This window comes from Accumulibacter sp., from assembly GCF_029255145.1.
Lineage (GTDB): Bacteria > Pseudomonadota > Gammaproteobacteria > Burkholderiales > Rhodocyclaceae > Accumulibacter.
Map to the genome: position 1 here is coordinate 1 of NZ_JAPUVQ010000114.1, position 17,395 is coordinate 17,395.

At 65.1% G+C, this 17,395-nt stretch carries 11 protein-coding genes and 3 tRNA genes; 5 read left to right on the plus strand and 9 right to left on the minus strand.

What is annotated here, in order from left to right; genetic code table 11:
• Positions 1-179 precede the first annotated feature (179 nt).
• Both Q1L50_RS12610 and tsaE read right to left on the minus strand, forming a co-directional pair.
• Positions 180-1,538 carry an N-acetylmuramoyl-L-alanine amidase gene (locus Q1L50_RS12610; protein ID WP_300339287.1) on the minus strand — a complete coding sequence of 453 codons (1,359 nt, stop codon included), beginning with the start codon at positions 1,536-1,538 and terminating at the stop codon, positions 180-182.
• Positions 1,493-1,996: a tRNA (adenosine(37)-N6)-threonylcarbamoyltransferase complex ATPase subunit type 1 TsaE gene (tsaE, locus tag Q1L50_RS12615; RefSeq protein WP_300339289.1), complete on the minus strand. Its 504-nt coding sequence runs from the start codon at positions 1,994-1,996 to the stop codon at positions 1,493-1,495. The genes Q1L50_RS12610 and tsaE overlap by 46 nt, the downstream gene beginning before the upstream one ends.
• Between tsaE and queG the strand changes: the two genes are divergently transcribed.
• On the plus strand, positions 1,991-3,112 hold the full coding sequence (gene queG, locus Q1L50_RS12620) for a tRNA epoxyqueuosine(34) reductase QueG (RefSeq protein WP_300339291.1): 1,122 nt from the start codon (positions 1,991-1,993) through the stop codon (positions 3,110-3,112). The genes tsaE and queG overlap by 6 nt on opposite strands.
• Positions 3,113-3,127: 15 nt before the next feature.
• Here the strand turns inward: queG and Q1L50_RS12625 are convergent, their stop codons facing one another.
• The 6 genes from Q1L50_RS12625 to Q1L50_RS12650 all read right to left on the minus strand — a co-directional run bounded on the left by Q1L50_RS12625 (position 3,128) and on the right by Q1L50_RS12650 (position 8,887).
• Positions 3,128-4,768 (minus strand): electron transfer flavoprotein-ubiquinone oxidoreductase, encoded by a 1,641-nt coding sequence (locus tag Q1L50_RS12625; RefSeq protein WP_300339293.1) that lies wholly within the window; start codon positions 4,766-4,768, stop codon positions 3,128-3,130.
• A gap of 9 nt (positions 4,769-4,777) precedes the next feature.
• Positions 4,778-5,038 (minus strand): hypothetical protein, encoded by a 261-nt coding sequence (locus tag Q1L50_RS12630; RefSeq protein WP_300339295.1) that lies wholly within the window; start codon positions 5,036-5,038, stop codon positions 4,778-4,780.
• A gap of 32 nt (positions 5,039-5,070) precedes the next feature.
• Positions 5,071-6,714 (minus strand): 3-(methylthio)propionyl-CoA ligase, encoded by a 1,644-nt coding sequence (locus Q1L50_RS12635; RefSeq protein WP_300339297.1) that lies wholly within the window; start codon positions 6,712-6,714, stop codon positions 5,071-5,073.
• Positions 6,715-6,737: 23 nt separating this feature from the next.
• Positions 6,738-7,601 (minus strand): alpha/beta fold hydrolase, encoded by an 864-nt coding sequence (locus Q1L50_RS12640; protein WP_300339299.1) that lies wholly within the window; start codon positions 7,599-7,601, stop codon positions 6,738-6,740.
• A 59-nt stretch (positions 7,602-7,660) separates the two neighbouring features.
• Positions 7,661-7,951 (minus strand): putative quinol monooxygenase, encoded by a 291-nt coding sequence (locus tag Q1L50_RS12645; RefSeq protein WP_300339301.1) that lies wholly within the window; start codon positions 7,949-7,951, stop codon positions 7,661-7,663.
• Between the two features lie 63 nt (positions 7,952-8,014).
• Positions 8,015-8,887, minus strand: a complete 873-nt coding sequence (locus Q1L50_RS12650; RefSeq protein ID WP_300339302.1) for an oxygenase MpaB family protein — start codon at positions 8,885-8,887, stop codon at positions 8,015-8,017.
• A 173-nt stretch (positions 8,888-9,060) separates the two neighbouring features.
• Between Q1L50_RS12650 and Q1L50_RS12655 the strand changes: the two genes are divergently transcribed.
• The 3 genes from Q1L50_RS12655 (at position 9,061) to Q1L50_RS12665 (ending at position 9,359) form a co-directional block, all read left to right on the plus strand.
• Positions 9,061-9,137 (plus strand) — tRNA-Pro (locus tag Q1L50_RS12655).
• A gap of 61 nt (positions 9,138-9,198) precedes the next feature.
• Positions 9,199-9,275: transfer RNA gene (locus Q1L50_RS12660), tRNA-Arg, on the plus strand.
• A gap of 8 nt (positions 9,276-9,283) precedes the next feature.
• Positions 9,284-9,359, plus strand: a tRNA-His gene (locus tag Q1L50_RS12665).
• Here the strand turns inward: Q1L50_RS12665 and Q1L50_RS12670 are convergent.
• The gene (locus Q1L50_RS12670) at positions 9,330-9,737 is read right to left on the minus strand and encodes a hypothetical protein (protein ID WP_300339304.1); all 408 of its coding nucleotides are present in this window, start codon (positions 9,735-9,737) and stop codon (positions 9,330-9,332) included. The two genes, Q1L50_RS12665 and Q1L50_RS12670, sit on opposite strands and share 30 nt — an antisense overlap.
• Between Q1L50_RS12670 and Q1L50_RS12675 the strand changes: the two genes are divergently transcribed.
• Complete coding sequence (locus Q1L50_RS12675; RefSeq protein WP_300339306.1) at positions 9,736-17,394, plus strand: type I polyketide synthase; 7,659 nt, start codon at positions 9,736-9,738, stop codon at positions 17,392-17,394. The two genes, Q1L50_RS12670 and Q1L50_RS12675, sit on opposite strands and share 2 nt — an antisense overlap.
• Position 17,395: the final 1 nt, after the last annotated feature.

Below are 17,395 nucleotides of genomic sequence, written 5' to 3' on the forward strand. Positions count from 1 at the left end.
ATTCACATTACGGCCTGCGTGGTCGCCAAGTCCCTTACAGGACCTTCTACACCAGAGGCTTCAGCCGCTTCGTTACCTCCACGACTGCTCCAGTTGCTACCGGCCGGAGCGAAAGTTGCCGGGCGCGATTTGCACCCGCTGGAAAACAGCGCCTTGGCACGGCGCACTCCGACAGACTGCTAGTCGAGTCTGGCCAGCGTCGACTTGGCCAACGGCGGATTCTGCGCCAGGTACTTCTTGATCCCCGACAGAATCGCTTCGGCCATCTTGTCCTGATACGCGTCGTCGTTCAAACGCTTTTCCTCTTCGGGATTCGAGATGAAAGCAGTCTCGATCAGGATCGACGGAATGTCGGGCGCTTTGAGCACAGCGAAACCCGCCTGCTCGACGCTGGCCTTGTGCAGCCGGTTGATGCCGCCGATCGCGCCCAGCACGGCTTTGCCCAACTTGAGGCTGTCGCTGATCGTCGCGGTCTGCGAGAGGTCCAGCAGGGTGCGCGCCAGAACGGGATCCTTGACGTCGATATTGACGCCGCCGATCAGGTCGGAAGCGTTCTCTTTCTGCGCCAGGTAGCGCGCAGCGGAACTCGAGGCGCCACTCTCCGACAACACAAAGACCGAAGAGCCGTTCGCGTCGGGCCTAACGAAGGCGTCGGCATGGATCGAGACGAACAGGTCGGACTGGATTCGCCTCGCCTTCTGTACCCGAGCCCCCAAGGGAACGAAGAAGTCCGAGTCGCGGGTCAGCGCGACGCGCATATTCGGCTCGGCCTCGATCTTTGCCCGCAAGCGTTTGGCGACCGCCAAGGTCACGTGCTTTTCGAAGCTGCCACCGTGGCCGACCGCTCCTGGATCCTCGCCGCCGTGCCCCGGATCGAGAGTGATGGTCACCAGACGATCGATCACCGCTTTGCCCTGGCGCTTTTGGGTAGCTGGCTTCTGTTCGGCGAGCTTCTCGACCTTGCGTTCGGGCTTGACGTCGAGGCCCGTGTTCGGCTGGATATCAGCCGTGACCGAGGATCTGCTGTCGACCGGCGCCGGGCGCCAGTCCTTGCTGTCCAGCAGCGAGAGCAGTGGGTCTGGCGGGGTCAGTGGGTAGACGTCAAGGACCAGGCGGTGCCCGTAGTTTCCGACTGGCGCCAACTCGAAAACCTGCGGCTCGACTTCATTCTTCAGCTCCATCACCAGACGCACAACGCCCGGCTTGTAACGTCCAGCGCGCAGCAGCTTGATGTTGGGATCGTCCGGCGCCACTTTCTTGCCGAGGCTTTCGAGGACGCTGGTCAACTCGACGCCCTCGAGGTCGACCACCAGGCGCTCCGGATCCTTCACCGTGAAATGGGTGTATTTCAGTGGCGCGCTGTGCTCGATCGTCACCCGCGTGTAGTCAGGTGCAGGCCAGACACGAACCGCGAGGATGCTCGGATGTCGATTGGTCGCAGCTTGCGAAAGCGGGCTCACCGTCAGAAACAGCGAGGCACCGGCAAACTTGATCAGTCTCCGACGTCCCGCCAGTCGCTCTTCAGCGCGTTCAGACATTTTCGTCCCTCCTCGCTAGCCGCGACGATGTCCAGCGTCCGCCCCTCCCCGACAATGTCGAAGAGAACGACCAGATCGGCCGCAGGCACCTGACCTGCGGCCTTTTCGGGCCACTCGACCATGCAAACGGCATCGTCACGGAAGTACTCGCCAAGCCCTGCATCCAAGAACTCTTCTGGAAAGTTGAATCGATAGAAATCAAAGTGATACCAGTATATCCTCGAAATCACGTAAATTTCAACCAATGTATAGGTAGGGCTTTTCACGGGACCGAGGTGACCAAGCGCACGCAACATGGCACGTACCAGGGTGGTTTTCCCCGATCCCAGGTCGCCATCGAGCCAGATCACCATGCCCGGCGTCAGCAATGGCGCCAGGTGCCGGCCAAGCCTGGCGGTGGCCGATTCGTCCGGCAGATGCAGAATCAGCGCCGACTGTTTATGATCCCGGCTATGCAAGAAAGAAACTCCCAAACAGGCGCCCGCTGCGGCCCGGCCAATGGCCGCGGCGACTATGCCAAAGTGGTGAGAAGGATCAAGGAGTGGGGCCAGGAACTGGGCTTTGCCTCAATCGGCATCGCCAGCGCCGACGTTTCAGCGGCGGCGCCGTGGCTGCTGCGCTGGCTGGCGCTGGGCCGGCACGGCGAAATGAATTATATGGCCAAACACGCGTCGCTGCGCGCTGCACCACAAGAGCTGCTGCCCGGCACGCTGTCGGTCATCTCGGCCCGCCTGCCCTACTGGCCCGACGCTGCCGACGCCGAGCAGGTCCTTGCCGACAGCGAGCTGGCCTACGTCTCGCGCTATGCGCTCGGCCGCGACTACCACAAGACCGTCCGCCAGCGGCTGCAGAAGCTCGCCGAACGCATTCGCCTGGAAGTCAAGACACTGGCGCCGACCGATGGCGGCATTGCCTGCCGCGTGTTTTCCGATTCGGCGCCGGTGATGGAAACCGACTTCGCATGCCGGTCGGGAATCGCATGGCGTGGCAAGCATACGCTATCGCTGGTCCGCAGCGGCTCCTGGCATTTTCTCGGCGAGATCTACACCACCCTGCCGCTGCCCCCCGACGTGCCGATCGCCGACCACTGCGGTGACTGCCGTCGCTGCCTCGACGCCTGCCCGACCGGGGCGATCGTCGCGCCATACGAAGTGGATGCCCGGCTGTGCATTTCGTACTTGACGATCGAACTGCACGGCGCCATCCCGCAGGCGCTGCGGCCGCTGATCGGCAACCGCATCTACGGCTGCGACGACTGCCAGCTGTGCTGCCCGTGGAACCGCTTTACGCAGCTTGGCGACCCTGACTTTGCGGTCCGTCATGGCCTCGACGCGACGCCGCTGGCGGTGCTGTTTGCGTGGACCGAAGAGCAGTTCAATACGCGCCTGGTTGGCAGCCCGATCCGGCGGATCGGGCACCAGCGCTGGCTGCGCAATATCGCCGTCGCGCTGGGTAACGCGGACAGCTCGCCGGCGGTCGTCGCGGCGCTGGCCGCACGGCTCGATGACGCCTCGGCATTGGTTCGCGAACACGTCGCCTGGGCACTGGCCCGGCATGCCGGCAAGAGCGCGTGACCGTCGACTGCCAGATCACATATTCGGATAGTTCGGCCCACCACCGCCCTCGGGTGCGACCCAGCGAATATTCTGCGTCGGATCCTTGATGTCGCAGGTCTTGCAGTGGACACAGTTGGAGGCGTTGATCTGCAGACGCGGACCCGCCGCCTCTTCGACGATCTCGTACACGCCCGCCGGGCAGTAGCGTTGCTCGGGCGAGGCGTACTCCTTGAAGTTGACCGCGATCGCTTTGGCGCTGTCCAGCAATTGCAGATGAACGGGTTGCTCTTCCTCGTGCGCCGTATTCGAAATAAATACTGACGACAGCCGATCGAAGCGCAGCACACCGTCGGGTCGCGCATACTCGATCGGCTGGCAGGCAGCTGCCGGCCGCAGTTGCTGGTGGTCGCTGGTCTTGTCCTTGAGCGTGAAGAACATCCGACCGGCAAACAGATTCTGCTGAATCCAGTTGAAGGCGCCGCCCAGGAAGGTGCCGAACTTGTGCAGCGCCGGTCCGAAATTGCGTGCCTGGTGGAGCTCCGCGTACAGCCACGAAGCCTTGAAGGCGGCGTCATGGGTCGACAGGTCGCTACCCCCCTCGTCGCCTGCCTGCAAGGCGGTGCTGACGGTCTCGGCGGCGAGCATCCCCGACTTCATCGCCGTGTGGATACCCTTGATCTTGGCAAAGTTCAGCGTACCGGCATCACAGCCGATCAGCAGCCCGCCGGGAAAACTCTGCTTCGGCAGACTGTTGAGACCCCCCTTGGTAATCGCCCGCGCCCCGTAGCACAAGCGTTTGCCACCTTCCAGATACTTTCTGATCTCGATCTGCGACTTGAAACGCTGGAACTCTTCGAACGGCGACAGATAGGGATTGGCGTAGTTGAGATCGGCGATCAGACCGACCGCGACCTGATTGTCGTCCATGTGGTAGAGGAAGGAACCACCGGTAGCGCCATGCTCGCTGAGTGGCCAGCCGGCGCCATGGGCGACCAGACCCGGCCGGTGTTTCGCCGGATCGATCTGCCACAACTCCTTGATCCCAAGGCCGTAGTGCTGGGCGGTGGCAGCACTGTCCAGATCGTAGCGGGCGATCAGTTCCTTGCCAAGTTGCCCGCGTGCGCCTTCGGCGAACAGCGTGTACTTGGCGTGCAACTCGATGCCGGGCTGAAAGCTGTCCTTCGGCTGGCCTTTCCTGTCACGTCCCAGGTCGCCGGTAGCCACTCCCTTTACCGAAGAATCGTCGTTGTACAGCAGTTCGGCGGCCGCGAACCCCGGGAAGATCTCGACGCCGAGCGCTTCGGCCTGTTCCGCCAGCCAGCGACAAAGGCTGCCCAGGCTGATGACGTAGTTGCCCGCGTTGTGCATCGGCGCGGGTACGGCAAAACCCGGCAGTTTGACCGCGGCGGTCTCGCTGCGATAAAGGTAGACGTGATCTTCGCTGACTGGCGTCCGCACTGGCGCGCCTCTGGCCTGCCAATCGGGAAGCAGTTCATCGAGCGCCCGCGCCTCGAACAGGGCGCCCGACAGAATATGCGCGCCGACCTCCGAACCTTTCTCCAGCACCATCACCGCCAGCTCGGAATTCAGCTGCTTGAGGCGAATCGCCGCGCTCAAACCGGCCGGACCCGCTCCGACGATCACCACGTCGTAGGCCATCACTTCACGTTCCATCTTCGCTCCTCAAGTTTTCTCGATCGATGCGAAACCGGGCACCGGTTCACCAATCGAGACAACGGCCGCCGGATCGCCGCTCGCGCCGGCCAGCCGCAACGCATTCAGCGATATACCGCAGCCGGGGAGCACGGTCAAGGTGGTGACGGGAATTGGCGGAAATTGGCCGCTGCCCGCGGCCTGGCCCGAAACAACGGTAGCGTCCCGACTGCAGGCGGCGGGCGCGCCGGAAGCGGCCCGGCGGATGGGCAAACCCGGGAATTCGGTCAAGTCAGAAGCGACGAAGTTATTCGCCTGACGATCTACGCCGACGTCGGCAGGCGATACTGACTGAACATCTCGCGGAGCTTCAGCTTGTGGAGTTTGCCGGTCGCCGTGTGCGGCAGTTCTTCGACAAAAACGACATCGTCCGGAAGCCACCAGTTGGCGACCCGGCCCCCAAGGAACTGCAGCATCGACTCGCGGCTCAGCTCGTGACCCGCCTTCCTGACCACGATCAGCAGCGGCCGCTCCTGCCACTTGGCATGCGGCGTGCCGATGACCGCGGCCTCGGCTACCGCCGGGTGGCCGATCGCCGCGTTCTCGATGGCGATCGATGAAATCCATTCGCCCCCTGACTTGACCACGTCTTTCGAGCGATCGGTGATCTGCATATAGGCGTCGGCGTCGATGGTCGCCACGTCGCCGGTGTCGAAGAAGCCATCGGCGTCAAGAATCTCGCCGCCTTCGCCGCGGTAGTAGCCGCTGGTGATCCACGGCCCGCGCACCAGCAGATGGCCAGCCGCCTTGCCATCCCGAGGCAGGCTGACACCATCGTCGTCGACGATCTTCATGTCGACGCCATATACCGCACGCCCCTGCTTCTCATGCACGGCAAGGCGCTGCTGCAGCGGCAGCCCGTCGTGCTTGGGCAACAGATTGCAGACTGTCCCCAGCGGCGACATTTCGGTCATTCCCCAGGCGTGCACGACAAAGGCGCCGAAGCCGTTCGCGAAGCGCTCGCTCATCGCCCGCGGCGCCGACGAACCGCCGATCACCACACGACGAAGGCACAATTCTTCCCTGGGCAGCACTCCAGCCGTGTCGACATACTGCAGGAGCATCAGCCAGACCGTCGGCACCCCGAGGGCCAGCGTCACCCGCTCGTCGCGCATCAATTGATAGACGCTCTGGCCGTCGAGCGCCGGACCCGGCAGCACCAGCTTGGCGCCACACATCGCCCCGGCGTAAGGCATTCCCCAGGCATTGACGTGAAACATCGGAACGACCAGCAGTGCCGTCTCGCCTGCCCCGACAGCCAGACCGTCGACCGCGCAGGCGGCCCACGAATGCAGCACCGACGAACGATGCGAGTACAGCACCCCCTTGGGATTGCCGGTGGTCCCCGAGGTATAGCACAGCGACGAGGCGGTCCGCTCGTCGAACTGCGGCCACTGGTAATCGCTGTCGTGGGCGCCGAGCAGGTCCTCGTAACAGAGCAAACCGGGAATGGCGGAGTCGGGCATGTGCGCCCGGTCGGTCATCACGACCACCCCGTGCACGGTCGGCAGGGTGTCCACCAGTTTTTCGACCAGCGGCACAAAGCTCAGGTCGACAAACAGGAAGCGGTCCGCAGCATGGTTGACGATGTACGCGATCTGCTCCGGGAACAGGCGCGGGTTGATCGTATGCAGAACGGCGCCCATTCCCGACACGCCGTAGTACAGCTCCAGGTGCCGGTAACCGTTCCAGGCCAGCGTCCCGACGCGCTCACCGGGCTGAATGCCAAGCGCGGTCAGCGCCTTGGCCAGTTGCTTTGCGCGGCGATGAATGTCGCCGTAGGTGCAGCGGTGAATGGGCCCCTCGCTGGTCCGCGAGACGATCTCGCCTTGTGGATGGCAGCTGACCGCGTGTTCGATCAGCGACGAAATCAATAACGGGCGGTCCTGCATCAATCCTGTAAGCATTTGCCCTCCTCCTCTGGTGTGGGTCAGAGCGTCTTGAGCGTCGTGAGCAACGCGTCGGTATAGGCGCGGAAGCGATGCAGGTCGGCGTGCCCCGCGCCGGGCAGGCGCAGCAGCATGGCCTGCGGCGCTACCGCCAGCAGCTGTTCGCTGTGCTCGATCGGGATCAGCGCATCGGCCTCGCCATGCACCAGCAGCAGGGGGCTGCGCAGCTGACTGGCGTCCAGGCAGGTCGCCAGCGGGTAACGGAGCAGCGCCGTCGGCAGCAAGGGATACTGCTCGTGCATCAGCTGCGCCATGCTGCAATAGGGCGAGACGAGGATCGTCAGGTCGGGCTGCACCTCTGCCGCCAGTCCGGCAGCCAGCGCCGTGCCGAGCGAGCGCCCGTAGATCACCCGCCGCTTGCCAGCATACTGTGGCGCGACGCCCCGCCAGGCAGCGAGGACGTCCGCGCGCAGTTGCGCCTCGCTCTCGATCCGACCGCTGCTCTTGCCGTAGCTGCGATAGTCGATCATGAACAGATCATAATTGGCTGCCCGGTACAACTCGGTGTCGGTGAGCCACGTCGCCAGATTGCCGCTATTGCCGTGCAGGAAGAAGACCACGCCTCGTGGATCAGGCAGCTGTAGGTGCAGCGCCGAGAGCGTCGCGCCGCCGACATCGATGCGGCGCTCGTGGACGTCGGCAAGAACGAAGCGATAGCTCGCCGGCAAGGGCTCCGGACGGAAGATCAGGCGCTCCTGAAAGACGTAGATTCCAGCCAGCACCGCCAGATAGACCACCCCGGCAAGCGCTGCCAGGAGCGCCGCGAGGCGCCGCCAGGAAAGCCGCCGCCAGGCGGCGTACCGCCTGCGGTCGATGGCCCTGCCCGTCGCTGCCATGGACTGCATGGACTACCCTCGCCTGTCTCGCGAGCCGCCTGGACGGCATCGCCAACATGAAGCCATTGTCATGCGAGCTGGCTGAAACGATGGATCGCAGGCGGCTGCGCCAGCAGCTCGCTGGCCAACTCGATGGCCAGGGCCACGTGCGGCGTCGCCATGTGCGCGTCGACGCCTGCCTGATCAGCCCATTGCTCGACGGTCACGAACTCCAGCGGTTCGTCCTGATTGTGGAACACTTCGTAGCTCAGGCATGCCACCTCGCCTCGGCTCGGAGCACACAAATCGCGCAGAATCGACGCCAGCGCTGCTTCACTGCCAACCCTTGCCGTCAGCCGGGCCATCACCTTGACCGTCATCTTCTTCTCCTTTCCTGTCCGTCGTCCCGAGCGCAGCGCGCCAAGTTCGCGCCACACGCCTGATTACGCATCCCTGCCGCTTTCGGATGCGCTGCCGCCACCAGAAAACGGGCAGCGCAGCGCCGGCCCCAGCGACTCGATGCGGTAGCCATCGGGATAATCGGCTCGCGGCAGCTGCGTGCGCAGCTTCGGCCGGCGGCGCTGCGGCAGCCAGCGCAGCACCCGGGCGCGGGCGCGCAGAGCGCTTTCGGCGAGCCATGCCAGCCAGCGCGGCGCCGGCCGCAAATCGAAGGCGGCGAGCAGCGGCGGATCGAGCAAGGCGTGGATGCCGCGGCGAACCAGCGGCCGCAAGGGTGCCGGAAACCAGCCGGCAAACATCTCGCGCGTCGCCAGGGCGACGCACCGGCTGGCTGGCGTGCAGCGAAAGTTGTCCGCCTCGTACCGGCGACTGTCGCGCTCGAATTGCCCATAGTCCTCGGGGATGTCGCGGATCAGCATGCGTTCGCCGACGCCCCTCCAGAACCAGAACCAGGCGAGTCTCTCGAGGTCGCTCATGCGCCGCCAGCCAAAGCGCACGTTCCAGCGGATCGGCTCGAAGACGAAGCTTGACAGCACGTACAGAAAATCATCGTTGGCGATCCGGAAGCGGGCATGCAGCGCATTGATTCGGGCGATGGCCCGGGAACCGCGCGGGCTATCGAAACCATGCTCGATGATTTCACTCACCAGAAGGTCGGTATCATCGTAGCGCTTCTGGGTACGCGCCTCGAATTCGCCGCTGCCGTGCAACAGGCCGCCGATGCGCGGCGCCGCGAAAGTCCGGAACAAGGCGAGCTCGAGCGCCCGCGTGGTATCCCACGGAAAGGCGACAGTCGCCAGATGCCGCGCTATCGCCTGGCAGTCCTGTCTCGGGTCGGGTGCGGAAGTGGGGGCCATGGGCTTCGCCGCTGGGCTTCGACGACCTGCTTTACGCAGCGATCGAATGACTGGATGCAGCGCATGGCCCGATGCTCGCGATGGCGAGCAGGCGCAGGCAGTCCCCGCGACACGGAAATCACGGCGAGCGTCATTGACCCCCGTGATGTCAGCTTGTAGAATGCGCGCTTTCTCGGGGCGTAGCGCAGCCTGGTAGCGCATCTGCTTTGGGAGCAGAGGGTCGTGAGTTCGAATCCCACCGCCCCGACCAACGGCAACAGTTTCAACCAACGGTACCGCGGGAACCCCCCTGCTCAGGAAATCTCGCACTTGCGCCCGTAGCTCAACCGGATAGAGCACCGGCCTTCTAAGCCGGGGGTCGTGAGTTCGAGTCTCGCCGGGCGCGCCAGATCAATGGCGGTGTTAGCTCAGTTGGTAGAGCCCTGGATTGTGATTCCAGTGGTCACGGGTTCGAGTCCCGTACATCGCCCCAATAAACACGCCACCAACCGAAACCTGAAAGGATTTGTCCATTGTCTTCAGCTTTCGTCGCGATCGGTGGCAGCACATCGGCACTGCGGCCGGCTGCACCGAGTTCGGGCCTTTTGTTCGCGGCCGGCGGGCGAACGTGAACCGCCGCTCGGCGAACCAGCACGATGATTCCCATCTGAGCGCACAGCGAATGCTGCCCCACCGGGCGATCGGGCGCCTTTGCCAGCGAGCCTGCCGTGGCGCAGGTCCTTACCCCTTGCCAGCCAGCCGACAGCCAGCGCCTCCCCGGTGTGACCAGGCGATCGCTGTCTAGACACGGGCAACCACTCGACGCGCTCGCCACCAACCCCTCGAAACCAACGGAGATACCATCCAGCATGACAGGGCGCGTCGCCATCGTCGGCTATTCCTTCAGAATGCCCGGAACCAGCACCAGCCGGTACTGGCAAGACCTGCTGAACGGTCGAGATCTGGTGACCGAGGTCGATCCACAGCGCTGGGCGCAGGAGGCTTTCCTCCATCCGCGGCGAAACCACCCCGGCACCAGCTACACCTTCGCCGCCGGATCGATCGGCGATGTCGCCACCTTCGACGCCGGCTTCTTTGGTATCTCGCCGCGCGAAGCGGCTTTGATGGACCCGCAGCAGCGCCTGCTGCTCGAAATGAGCTGGGAAGCACTCGAAAACGCCGGCATCAGGCCGTCGACCTTGCGCGGCAGTCGCTGCGGCGTCTACGTCGGGATCGCCAGCGCCGACTATTCGTATCGCCTGGCCGACGACCTGGCGGTGATCGACTCGACGACCGCTACCGGCAACACGGCGAGCATTGCCGCCAACCGCATTTCGTACGTCCTCGACCTGCGCGGCCCGAGCATGGCCATCGACACCGCGTGTTCGTCGTCGCTGGTCGCCTTTCACCAGGCGTGCCGCTCGATCGTCTCGGGCGAAAACACCCATGCCCTTGCCGGCGGCGTCAGCCTGCATCTTCATCCCTACGGATTCCTGGTTTTCGCCAAGGCGTCGATGCTCTCGCGGCGTGGCCGCTGCAGCGTTTTTGACGCCTCCGGCGACGGCTATGTCCGCTCCGAGGGCGGTGGCATTTTCGTCCTCAAGGATTACCAACAGGCGCTGGCCGATGGCGACCCCATCGTTGCCGTCGTCGCCGCCTCGGCGGTCAATACCGACGGCCGAAAATCGGGCCTGACGGTACCGAGCCCGCTGGCGCAAGCGGCTCTGCTCGAACAGACCTATGCGCGGGCCGGCATCGATCCGGCGTCGATCGACTACCTCGAAGCACACGGCACCGGCACGGCGATCGGCGACCCGATCGAAACGCTGGCTATCGGCGAGGCGCTGGGCAGTCGCCGGCCGCGCCACCTGCCGCTGCCGATCGGCTCGGTGAAGAGCAACCTGGGCCATCTCGAAACGGCTTCCGGCGTCGCCGGCCTGGTCAAGGCGCTGCACTGCCTCAAGCACCGGGTCGTTCCGGCGACTATCGGCGTAGTCAAGCCCAACCCCCATATCAAGCTCGCCGAGTGGAACCTCAAGGTCGTTACCGAGCAGTTGCACCTGAAGGCTGAGGGAAAGCTGATCGTCGGGGTCAACTCTTTCGGCTTCGGCGGATCGAACGCGCACGCGATTCTCGAGAGCCATCAGCAAGCCGAACCCGCGCCGCCGCCAGCACCCGTCGCCAGCCTGCTGCCGATCATCGTCTCGGCGCGCGACAGCGCCGCGCTGGCAGCCGCGGCGCGCGAATTCGCCGGCTTCCTGTGCAGCCAGCCGGCAAGCGCCCTGTACGACATCGCCCATGCCGCCGCCTTTCGTCGCGACCGGCACGAGCAGCGGGCGATTGTCTTCGGGCAGGACAGCGAAGCGATCGCCAAGGCGCTGCTCGACTTTGCCGACGGCACGGGCGACGCCAGCCCGGTGGACACCGGCAAGGCCCTGGAGAAGCCACGCGGACCGGCCTTCATCTATACCGGGAACGGCTCACAGTGGGCCGGCATGGGTCGCCGCCTGCTGGCCGGCGAGCCGGTATTCAGCGCGGCGGTCCGGGAGGTCGACGCGCTGTTTCAGCGTCATGCCGACTACTCGATTGAAGACGAGCTCGCCGGCAGCCAGGACGAAGCACCGTACGAGCGTACCGAGATCGCCCAGCCGGCCTTGTTCGCCGTGCAGGTGGGAATCACCCGCCTGCTTGCGCAGCGCGGCATCAAGCCGCAGGCGGTCGCCGGCCACAGCGTTGGCGAAGTCGCGGCGGCGTGGGCGTCCGGCGCGCTGACCCTGCCCCAGGCCGTCGAAGTGATCTATCATCGCAGCCGGCTGCAGGGAATGACCAGGGGCCAGGGTCAGATGACCGCGATCGCCCTCGATCACCAGGCTGCTCGCCAGCTGATCGAGGACCTCGGTCTCGAAACCGTGCTCGAAATCGCCGGGGTCAACAGCTCGCGCGGGGTCACCGTCGCCGGTGACGCCGAGCAACTCGGCATTCTCGAGTCGGCTCTCGCCCGCGCGGATTTCTTCCACAAGCGCCTGGCGCTCGACTACGCTTTCCACAGCCCGGCCATGGACGGCATCGAAGGCCCTCTGAAAACGGCTCTCGCCGAACTGCAAGCGGGCGCAGCCGTGCACCCCTTCTACTCCACGGTCACCGGCGAAACCGTGGACGGACGGCAACTGAACGCCGAATACTGGTGGCAGAACATCCGCCAGCCGGTGCTGTTCGAGGCGGCGGTCAAGGCGATGGTGGACGACGGCATCAACGTCTTCGTCGAAATCGGCCCCAGTCCGATCCTGCGCAGCTACCTCAACGACTGCCTGAAGGACCGGGCGACCGACGGTCGCGTCGTCGCCACCCTCTTGCGTGACGACGATTCGCCCGAACGGATCTGGAGTGCCGCCTGCCAGACGGTAATCGCCGGCGCCACCCATGATTGGCAGATCTTCTTCCCGCGACCGGCCCGCTTCGTCCAATTGCCCAACTACCCGTGGCAGCGCGAGCGCCACTGGCACCCGGTCACCAGCGAATCGGCCGGCCTGCTCTATCGGCACAAACGGCACCCCTTGCTGGGCTACGCACTGGCGCAGCACGAGCTGACCTGGGAAAACCAGCTCGATACCCAGCACGATCCGATCCTGGCCGATCACGTCGTCGGCGAGGCGACGGTTTTCCCCGGCGCCGGCTTCGCCGAACTGGCGCTGGCCGCCGCGCTGGCGTGGCAAGCCGACGGTGTGGCGGCGATCGACGACCTCGAAATTCGTTCGCCGCTGCTGATCGAAGACGAGCGCTCGACAGTCATCCGCTCGACGATCGCCGCGCAGGACGGCAGCCTGACGATCAGCAGCCGTGAGCAGCTCGGCAGCGAGCCCTGGACCCTGCACACCACCGCCCGCGTCCGCTGCGAAGCTGACGGTGCGCTGCTGCGCGAGGACGCGTCCGCCCTCCCCGACCGCGAGCCCGACTTCGACGCCAGCAGCCACGCGGCCCTGACCCGGTCAGTGGGAATCAAGTATGGCCCGGCTTTCCAGTGCATCGAGCACGGCTGGGTACAGGGAAACTCGGTGCTGGCGATCTATCGAATCCCGGACAGTATCGACCGCCAGATCGAGCACGCGTACGTCCACCCGGCCTTGCTCGACGGCGCCTTCCAGCTCGTTTTCCAGTTGCTGAAGGACGCCATCGACGGCAACCAGGGCATCGCCTTCGTACCGGTACGGATGGGACGTATCGTCTTCCGCAACGGCCTGGCGAGACCCGCCTACGCGCGCGCAACGCTGCTCAGACAGGGTTCGCGCTCGCTGCGCGCCGAGTTCGCGCTATTCACCGCTGACGGCAGCGCCATCGCCGTCGTCAACGATGTCCTCTTCCGCAGCGTCCGTCTGAGCAGAAACGCCGCTGACCAGCTGCGCTGTCTGGCCTACCACGCCACACCGCTGCCGCATGCGCTGATGCCTGCCGGCGAGCCGGGCATCGCTTTCGACAGGGTCCGCTGGGCGCTTGCCGATCTGACCAGGCGCGCCGCGTTGAAAGGGACGCATCGCCGCTACTCGGAAGAAGTCGATCCACTGCTGGATACCTTGTGCAGCCGGTTCACCCGGCTGGCCTTGCTGGAGCTGTCAGCGGACGGGCGAAGTCTGCCGTCCCGCGCGATCATCGCCTGCCAGACCGCCTGCCCGGCAACCGAGGCTTTCCTGGCCAGTCTGCTGTCACTGGCCGAAGACGATCAGTCGCTGGCGGTCACCGCCGACGGCTGGGAAATCGTCCCGGACTCGCGCGACCAGTCGTCGGCGCAGGATATCTGGAACAGCCTGGTGGCCGACGATCCCGATTACTTCCAGATCGTCCATTCGGTCGGGCGTATCGGGATGCATCTCGGCAGGCTGCTGGCCGGCGGCGCCACGTTGTCCGAAATCTGCCCGCAGGAGTCATCACTGGCCACTCTGCTGCGGCAGGTCCTCGGCAGCAGCGGCAAACAGAAAATCGGCCAGGCGGTGCGCGAACTGATCGGCCGCGGACTGCGCGATCTTCCCGAGGGCAGACGGCTGCGGATCGTCGAGATCAGCGCCGGCGCACCCCTGTTCGCGATGGACGTCTGTAGCGCCATGGACTTCAATCGCGGCGACTACTGCTTCGCCAGCACGTCGGCAAGCGTGCTGGACGAGGTGCTCGGCCACCTCAAGGAGTGCTCGCCGGAGGTCGATACGCAACTAATTGGCGAACCGCCGTGGCAGGGATCTGCGGGCTCCGCAAGCAGCACTGGCGGCGCGCTGGCGATCGTCGTGCTCGATTTCGGCACCCTCGAAACGACCCTCCAGGCCCTCGACCATGCGCGCAGCTGCCTGGCCGTGGGCGGCTCGCTGGTGGTCATCGGCCAGCATCCTTCGCGCTGGATCGACTTCGTTTTCGGCGCCCGCCAGGAAGGCTGGTCGCGGCAGGAAGGCGGCAGCTGGCTGTCCGGTCAACGACCCAGCTTTTTCTGGCAGCAGCAGCTGAAAGAATCCGGCTTCGCGTCCTGCGAGCTTTTCGAGTTCTCGCCAGACACGCTGTCCGGTCCCTACCTGCTGCTCGGCAAGCTCAACGAAACGGACTCCGCGCCCGCCGCGGCGCCGCGATCGACCCTGCGCAGCTGGGTCCTGCTTGCCGATCAGGCCGGTTTTTCGGCACAGCTCTCGGATCATTTGACGAAGAAACTGCAGGCGCGCGGGGATCTGGTGATTCAGTCCAGCGCCAGCAGCAGCGTACAGATCGCTTCACTGCTCGGCGAGATGAGCCGCAGCTACGGCGAGCTCGACGGCATCGTGCATCTCGCCGGCCTTATCGCGGAACCAGGCGGCGCAACGGCGGACGACATTCTCGATCGCCAGGTCGGGCGCTGCGCGACGGCCGCGAGCATTTTCCGGGCCTGCGCAGAAACGCGGACGACAAGCACCTGCTGGCTGATCACGGCCAACGCCGTCAGCCACCTGCTCCCCGGTCGCGCAGCTGCCGCAACGGCCGAGATGGCCAGCATTGCTGCGGACACCGCCCTGTGGGGATTTGGCCGGACGATGCTCAACGAGGCCGACAACTGCGCGATCCGCCTCATTGACCTGGAAACGCCACTGGCCATTGAAACAGCAGCCGCGGCGCTGGACAGGGAGTTCGAACAGGCCGATGCCGAGCAGGAAGTGATGCTCACCGCCAGCGGCGAGCGTTACGCCTTGCGCCTGCGCATCGAGGAACGCCCGAACACGCAACAGCAGGCGCCGATCCAGACGCCCACCGTGGCGCTGGGATTCCAGTTCCCGGGGCAACTGCGCAACCTGCGCTGGGAGGCACAGCCACGTCGGGACCTGGCAGCCGACCAGATCGAGGTCGATGTGCAGGCCACGGGTCTGAACTTCCGCGATGTCATGTACGCTCTGGGGCTGCTGGCCGACGAAGCGATCGAAAACGGCTTCGCGGGCCCGACGCTGGGCTTCGAGTTTGCCGGCACCGTCAGCCGCAGCGGCCGCGAAGGCAGTGGTTTCAGCCCCGGCGATCAGGTCGTCGGTTTCGGCCCGTCAAGCTTCGGCAACCGGGTGGTGACCCAGACCACGGCCATCGCCCAGATCCCGCCCGGAATCTCGTTCGAAGCGGCGGCAACGATTCCAAGCACTTTCTTTACCGTCTATTACGCCATGCACCATCTGGCGCGGCTGCAACCGGGAGAAAAGGTGCTGATTCATGGCGCGGCGGGTGGCGTCGGAATTGCCGCGGTCCAGGTCGCCAAGTGGATCGGCGCCGAGATTTACGCCTCCGCCGGAAGCGATGAAAAACGCGACTTCCTGCGCCTCCTCGGCGTCGATCACATCTTTGATTCACGGTCGCTGGCCTTTGCCGACCAGATCATGGCGCAGACCGACGGGCAAGGCGTCGACGTCGTTCTGAATTCGCTCGCCGGCGAAGCGATCAACCGCAATTTCCAGGTGCTGAAGCCCTTCGGCCGCTTCCTGGAACTCGGCAAACGCGACTTCTACGAGAACACCAAGATTGGCCTGCGGCCCTTCCGCAACAACATCAGTTACTTCGGCATCGACGCCGACCAGTTGATGCTGGTGCGCCCGGAGCTGACCCGCAGCCTGTTCGGCGAGATCATGGACTTGTTCGCCGACGGCGTTTTCCACCCCCTGCCGTATCGCAGCTTCGAGGCCGACGATATCGTCGACGCCTTCCGCTTCATGCAGCAGGCGCGCCAGATCGGCAAGATCGTCATCACGTATCGTCACGGCATCAATCGCGTCCATTCGCCGGAGCCGCCGAAGCGCCGGCCATTGCTGCTGGCAGCCGACGCCTCGTACCTGATCACCGGCGGCCTGCAGGGTTTCGGGCTGCGGACTGCCCAGTGGCTGGCGAGCAAGGGCGCCCGTCAGCTGATCCTGATCAGCCGTAGCGGTCCGGCGTCCGACGAAGCGCTTCAGGCGATCGCCGGTCTCGAAGAACAGGGCGTTCAGGTGTACGCCGCGGCCTGCGACGTCACCAACCGCGAGGCACTGGCCGCGCTGCTCGCCGAGACCGCGCGGACGCTGCCGCCGCTGAAGGGGATCGTCCATGCGGCGACGGTGATCGACGACGGTCTGGTCCGCAACCTCGATGCCGATCAGATTCGCCGCGTGCTGGCCCCGAAGGTCGTCGGTGCCCGCCACCTGCACGAGCTTACAGGCGACCGGGAGCTCGATCTGTTCATCCTCTTTTCTTCGGCGACCACCGTCTTTGGCAATCCCGGACAGGCCAGCTACGTCGCCGCCAACGCCTGCCTGGAGGCGCTGGCCGAGTATCGCCGGTCGATCGGGCTGTGTGCCACCTGTGTCGGCTGGGGTCCGATCGACGATGTCGGCTTCCTGGCGCGCAACACACCGATCAAGGAGGCGCTGGTCAGCCGCATGGGCGGCGCGGCGCTCCAGTCGGCGATTGCTCTCGATGCCCTGGAGGAGATGCTGCTGGCCAATCGTTCGGGCCTGGCGGTGCTCGACTTCGACTGGAACGCCCTCAGCCGCCTGCTGCCCAGTGCGGCCAGTCCGAAGTTCCGGGAACTGGCGTGGCACGCTGATGACGGCGACGACCAGGACAACCACTCGGAAGACATTCAGCGGCTGCTGACCGAACTCGCCGACGAAGATCTGCTGGCGGCCTTCATCGACATCCTGCGCGGCGAGATCAGCGAGATTTTGCGCGTCGCTCCGGACAAGATCGACGCCAATCGTTCGCTCTACGACATGGGCCTGGACTCGCTGATGGGTGTCGAACTGATGGTCGCCCTCGAAGGGCGTTTCGGCATCCGGCTGCCGGTGATGGCCCTGAGTCAGAGCCCGACGATCGCCAGGCTGGCGGCGAAGGTCATCCAGCAACTGCGCGGGACCGACGAGGGCAGCGAGTCCGACGAGCGGCATGCGACCATCGCGCAACAGGTCGCGCAGATCGCCGAGCAGCAAGGCGCCGTCTCGCGCGACCTGATCGACAAGGTGACCGAGGACCTGCAATCGAGAAGCGCGGCGACGACGCCGCAGGAGGTCGACTAGG

Excerpts from the sequence above, each read along its gene's own strand:
- Q1L50_RS12610 (WP_300339287.1), bottom strand. The coding sequence starts at position 1,538 with ATGTCTGAACGCGCTGAAGAGCGACTGGCGGGACGTCGGAGACTGATC.
- queG (WP_300339291.1), top strand. The coding sequence starts at position 1,991 with ATGCAAGAAAGAAACTCCCAAACAGGCGCCCGCTGCGGCCCGGCCAAT.
- Q1L50_RS12625 (WP_300339293.1), bottom strand. The coding sequence starts at position 4,768 with ATGGAACGTGAAGTGATGGCCTACGACGTGGTGATCGTCGGAGCGGGT.
- Q1L50_RS12635 (WP_300339297.1), bottom strand. The coding sequence starts at position 6,714 with ATGCTTACAGGATTGATGCAGGACCGCCCGTTATTGATTTCGTCGCTG.
- Q1L50_RS12640 (WP_300339299.1), bottom strand. The coding sequence starts at position 7,601 with ATGCAGTCCATGGCAGCGACGGGCAGGGCCATCGACCGCAGGCGGTAC.
- Q1L50_RS12645 (WP_300339301.1), bottom strand. The coding sequence starts at position 7,951 with ATGACGGTCAAGGTGATGGCCCGGCTGACGGCAAGGGTTGGCAGTGAA.
- Q1L50_RS12650 (WP_300339302.1), bottom strand. The coding sequence starts at position 8,887 with ATGGCCCCCACTTCCGCACCCGACCCGAGACAGGACTGCCAGGCGATA.
- Q1L50_RS12675 (WP_300339306.1), top strand. The coding sequence starts at position 9,736 with ATGACAGGGCGCGTCGCCATCGTCGGCTATTCCTTCAGAATGCCCGGA.
- Q1L50_RS12670 (WP_300339304.1), bottom strand. The coding sequence starts at position 9,737 with ATGCTGGATGGTATCTCCGTTGGTTTCGAGGGGTTGGTGGCGAGCGCG.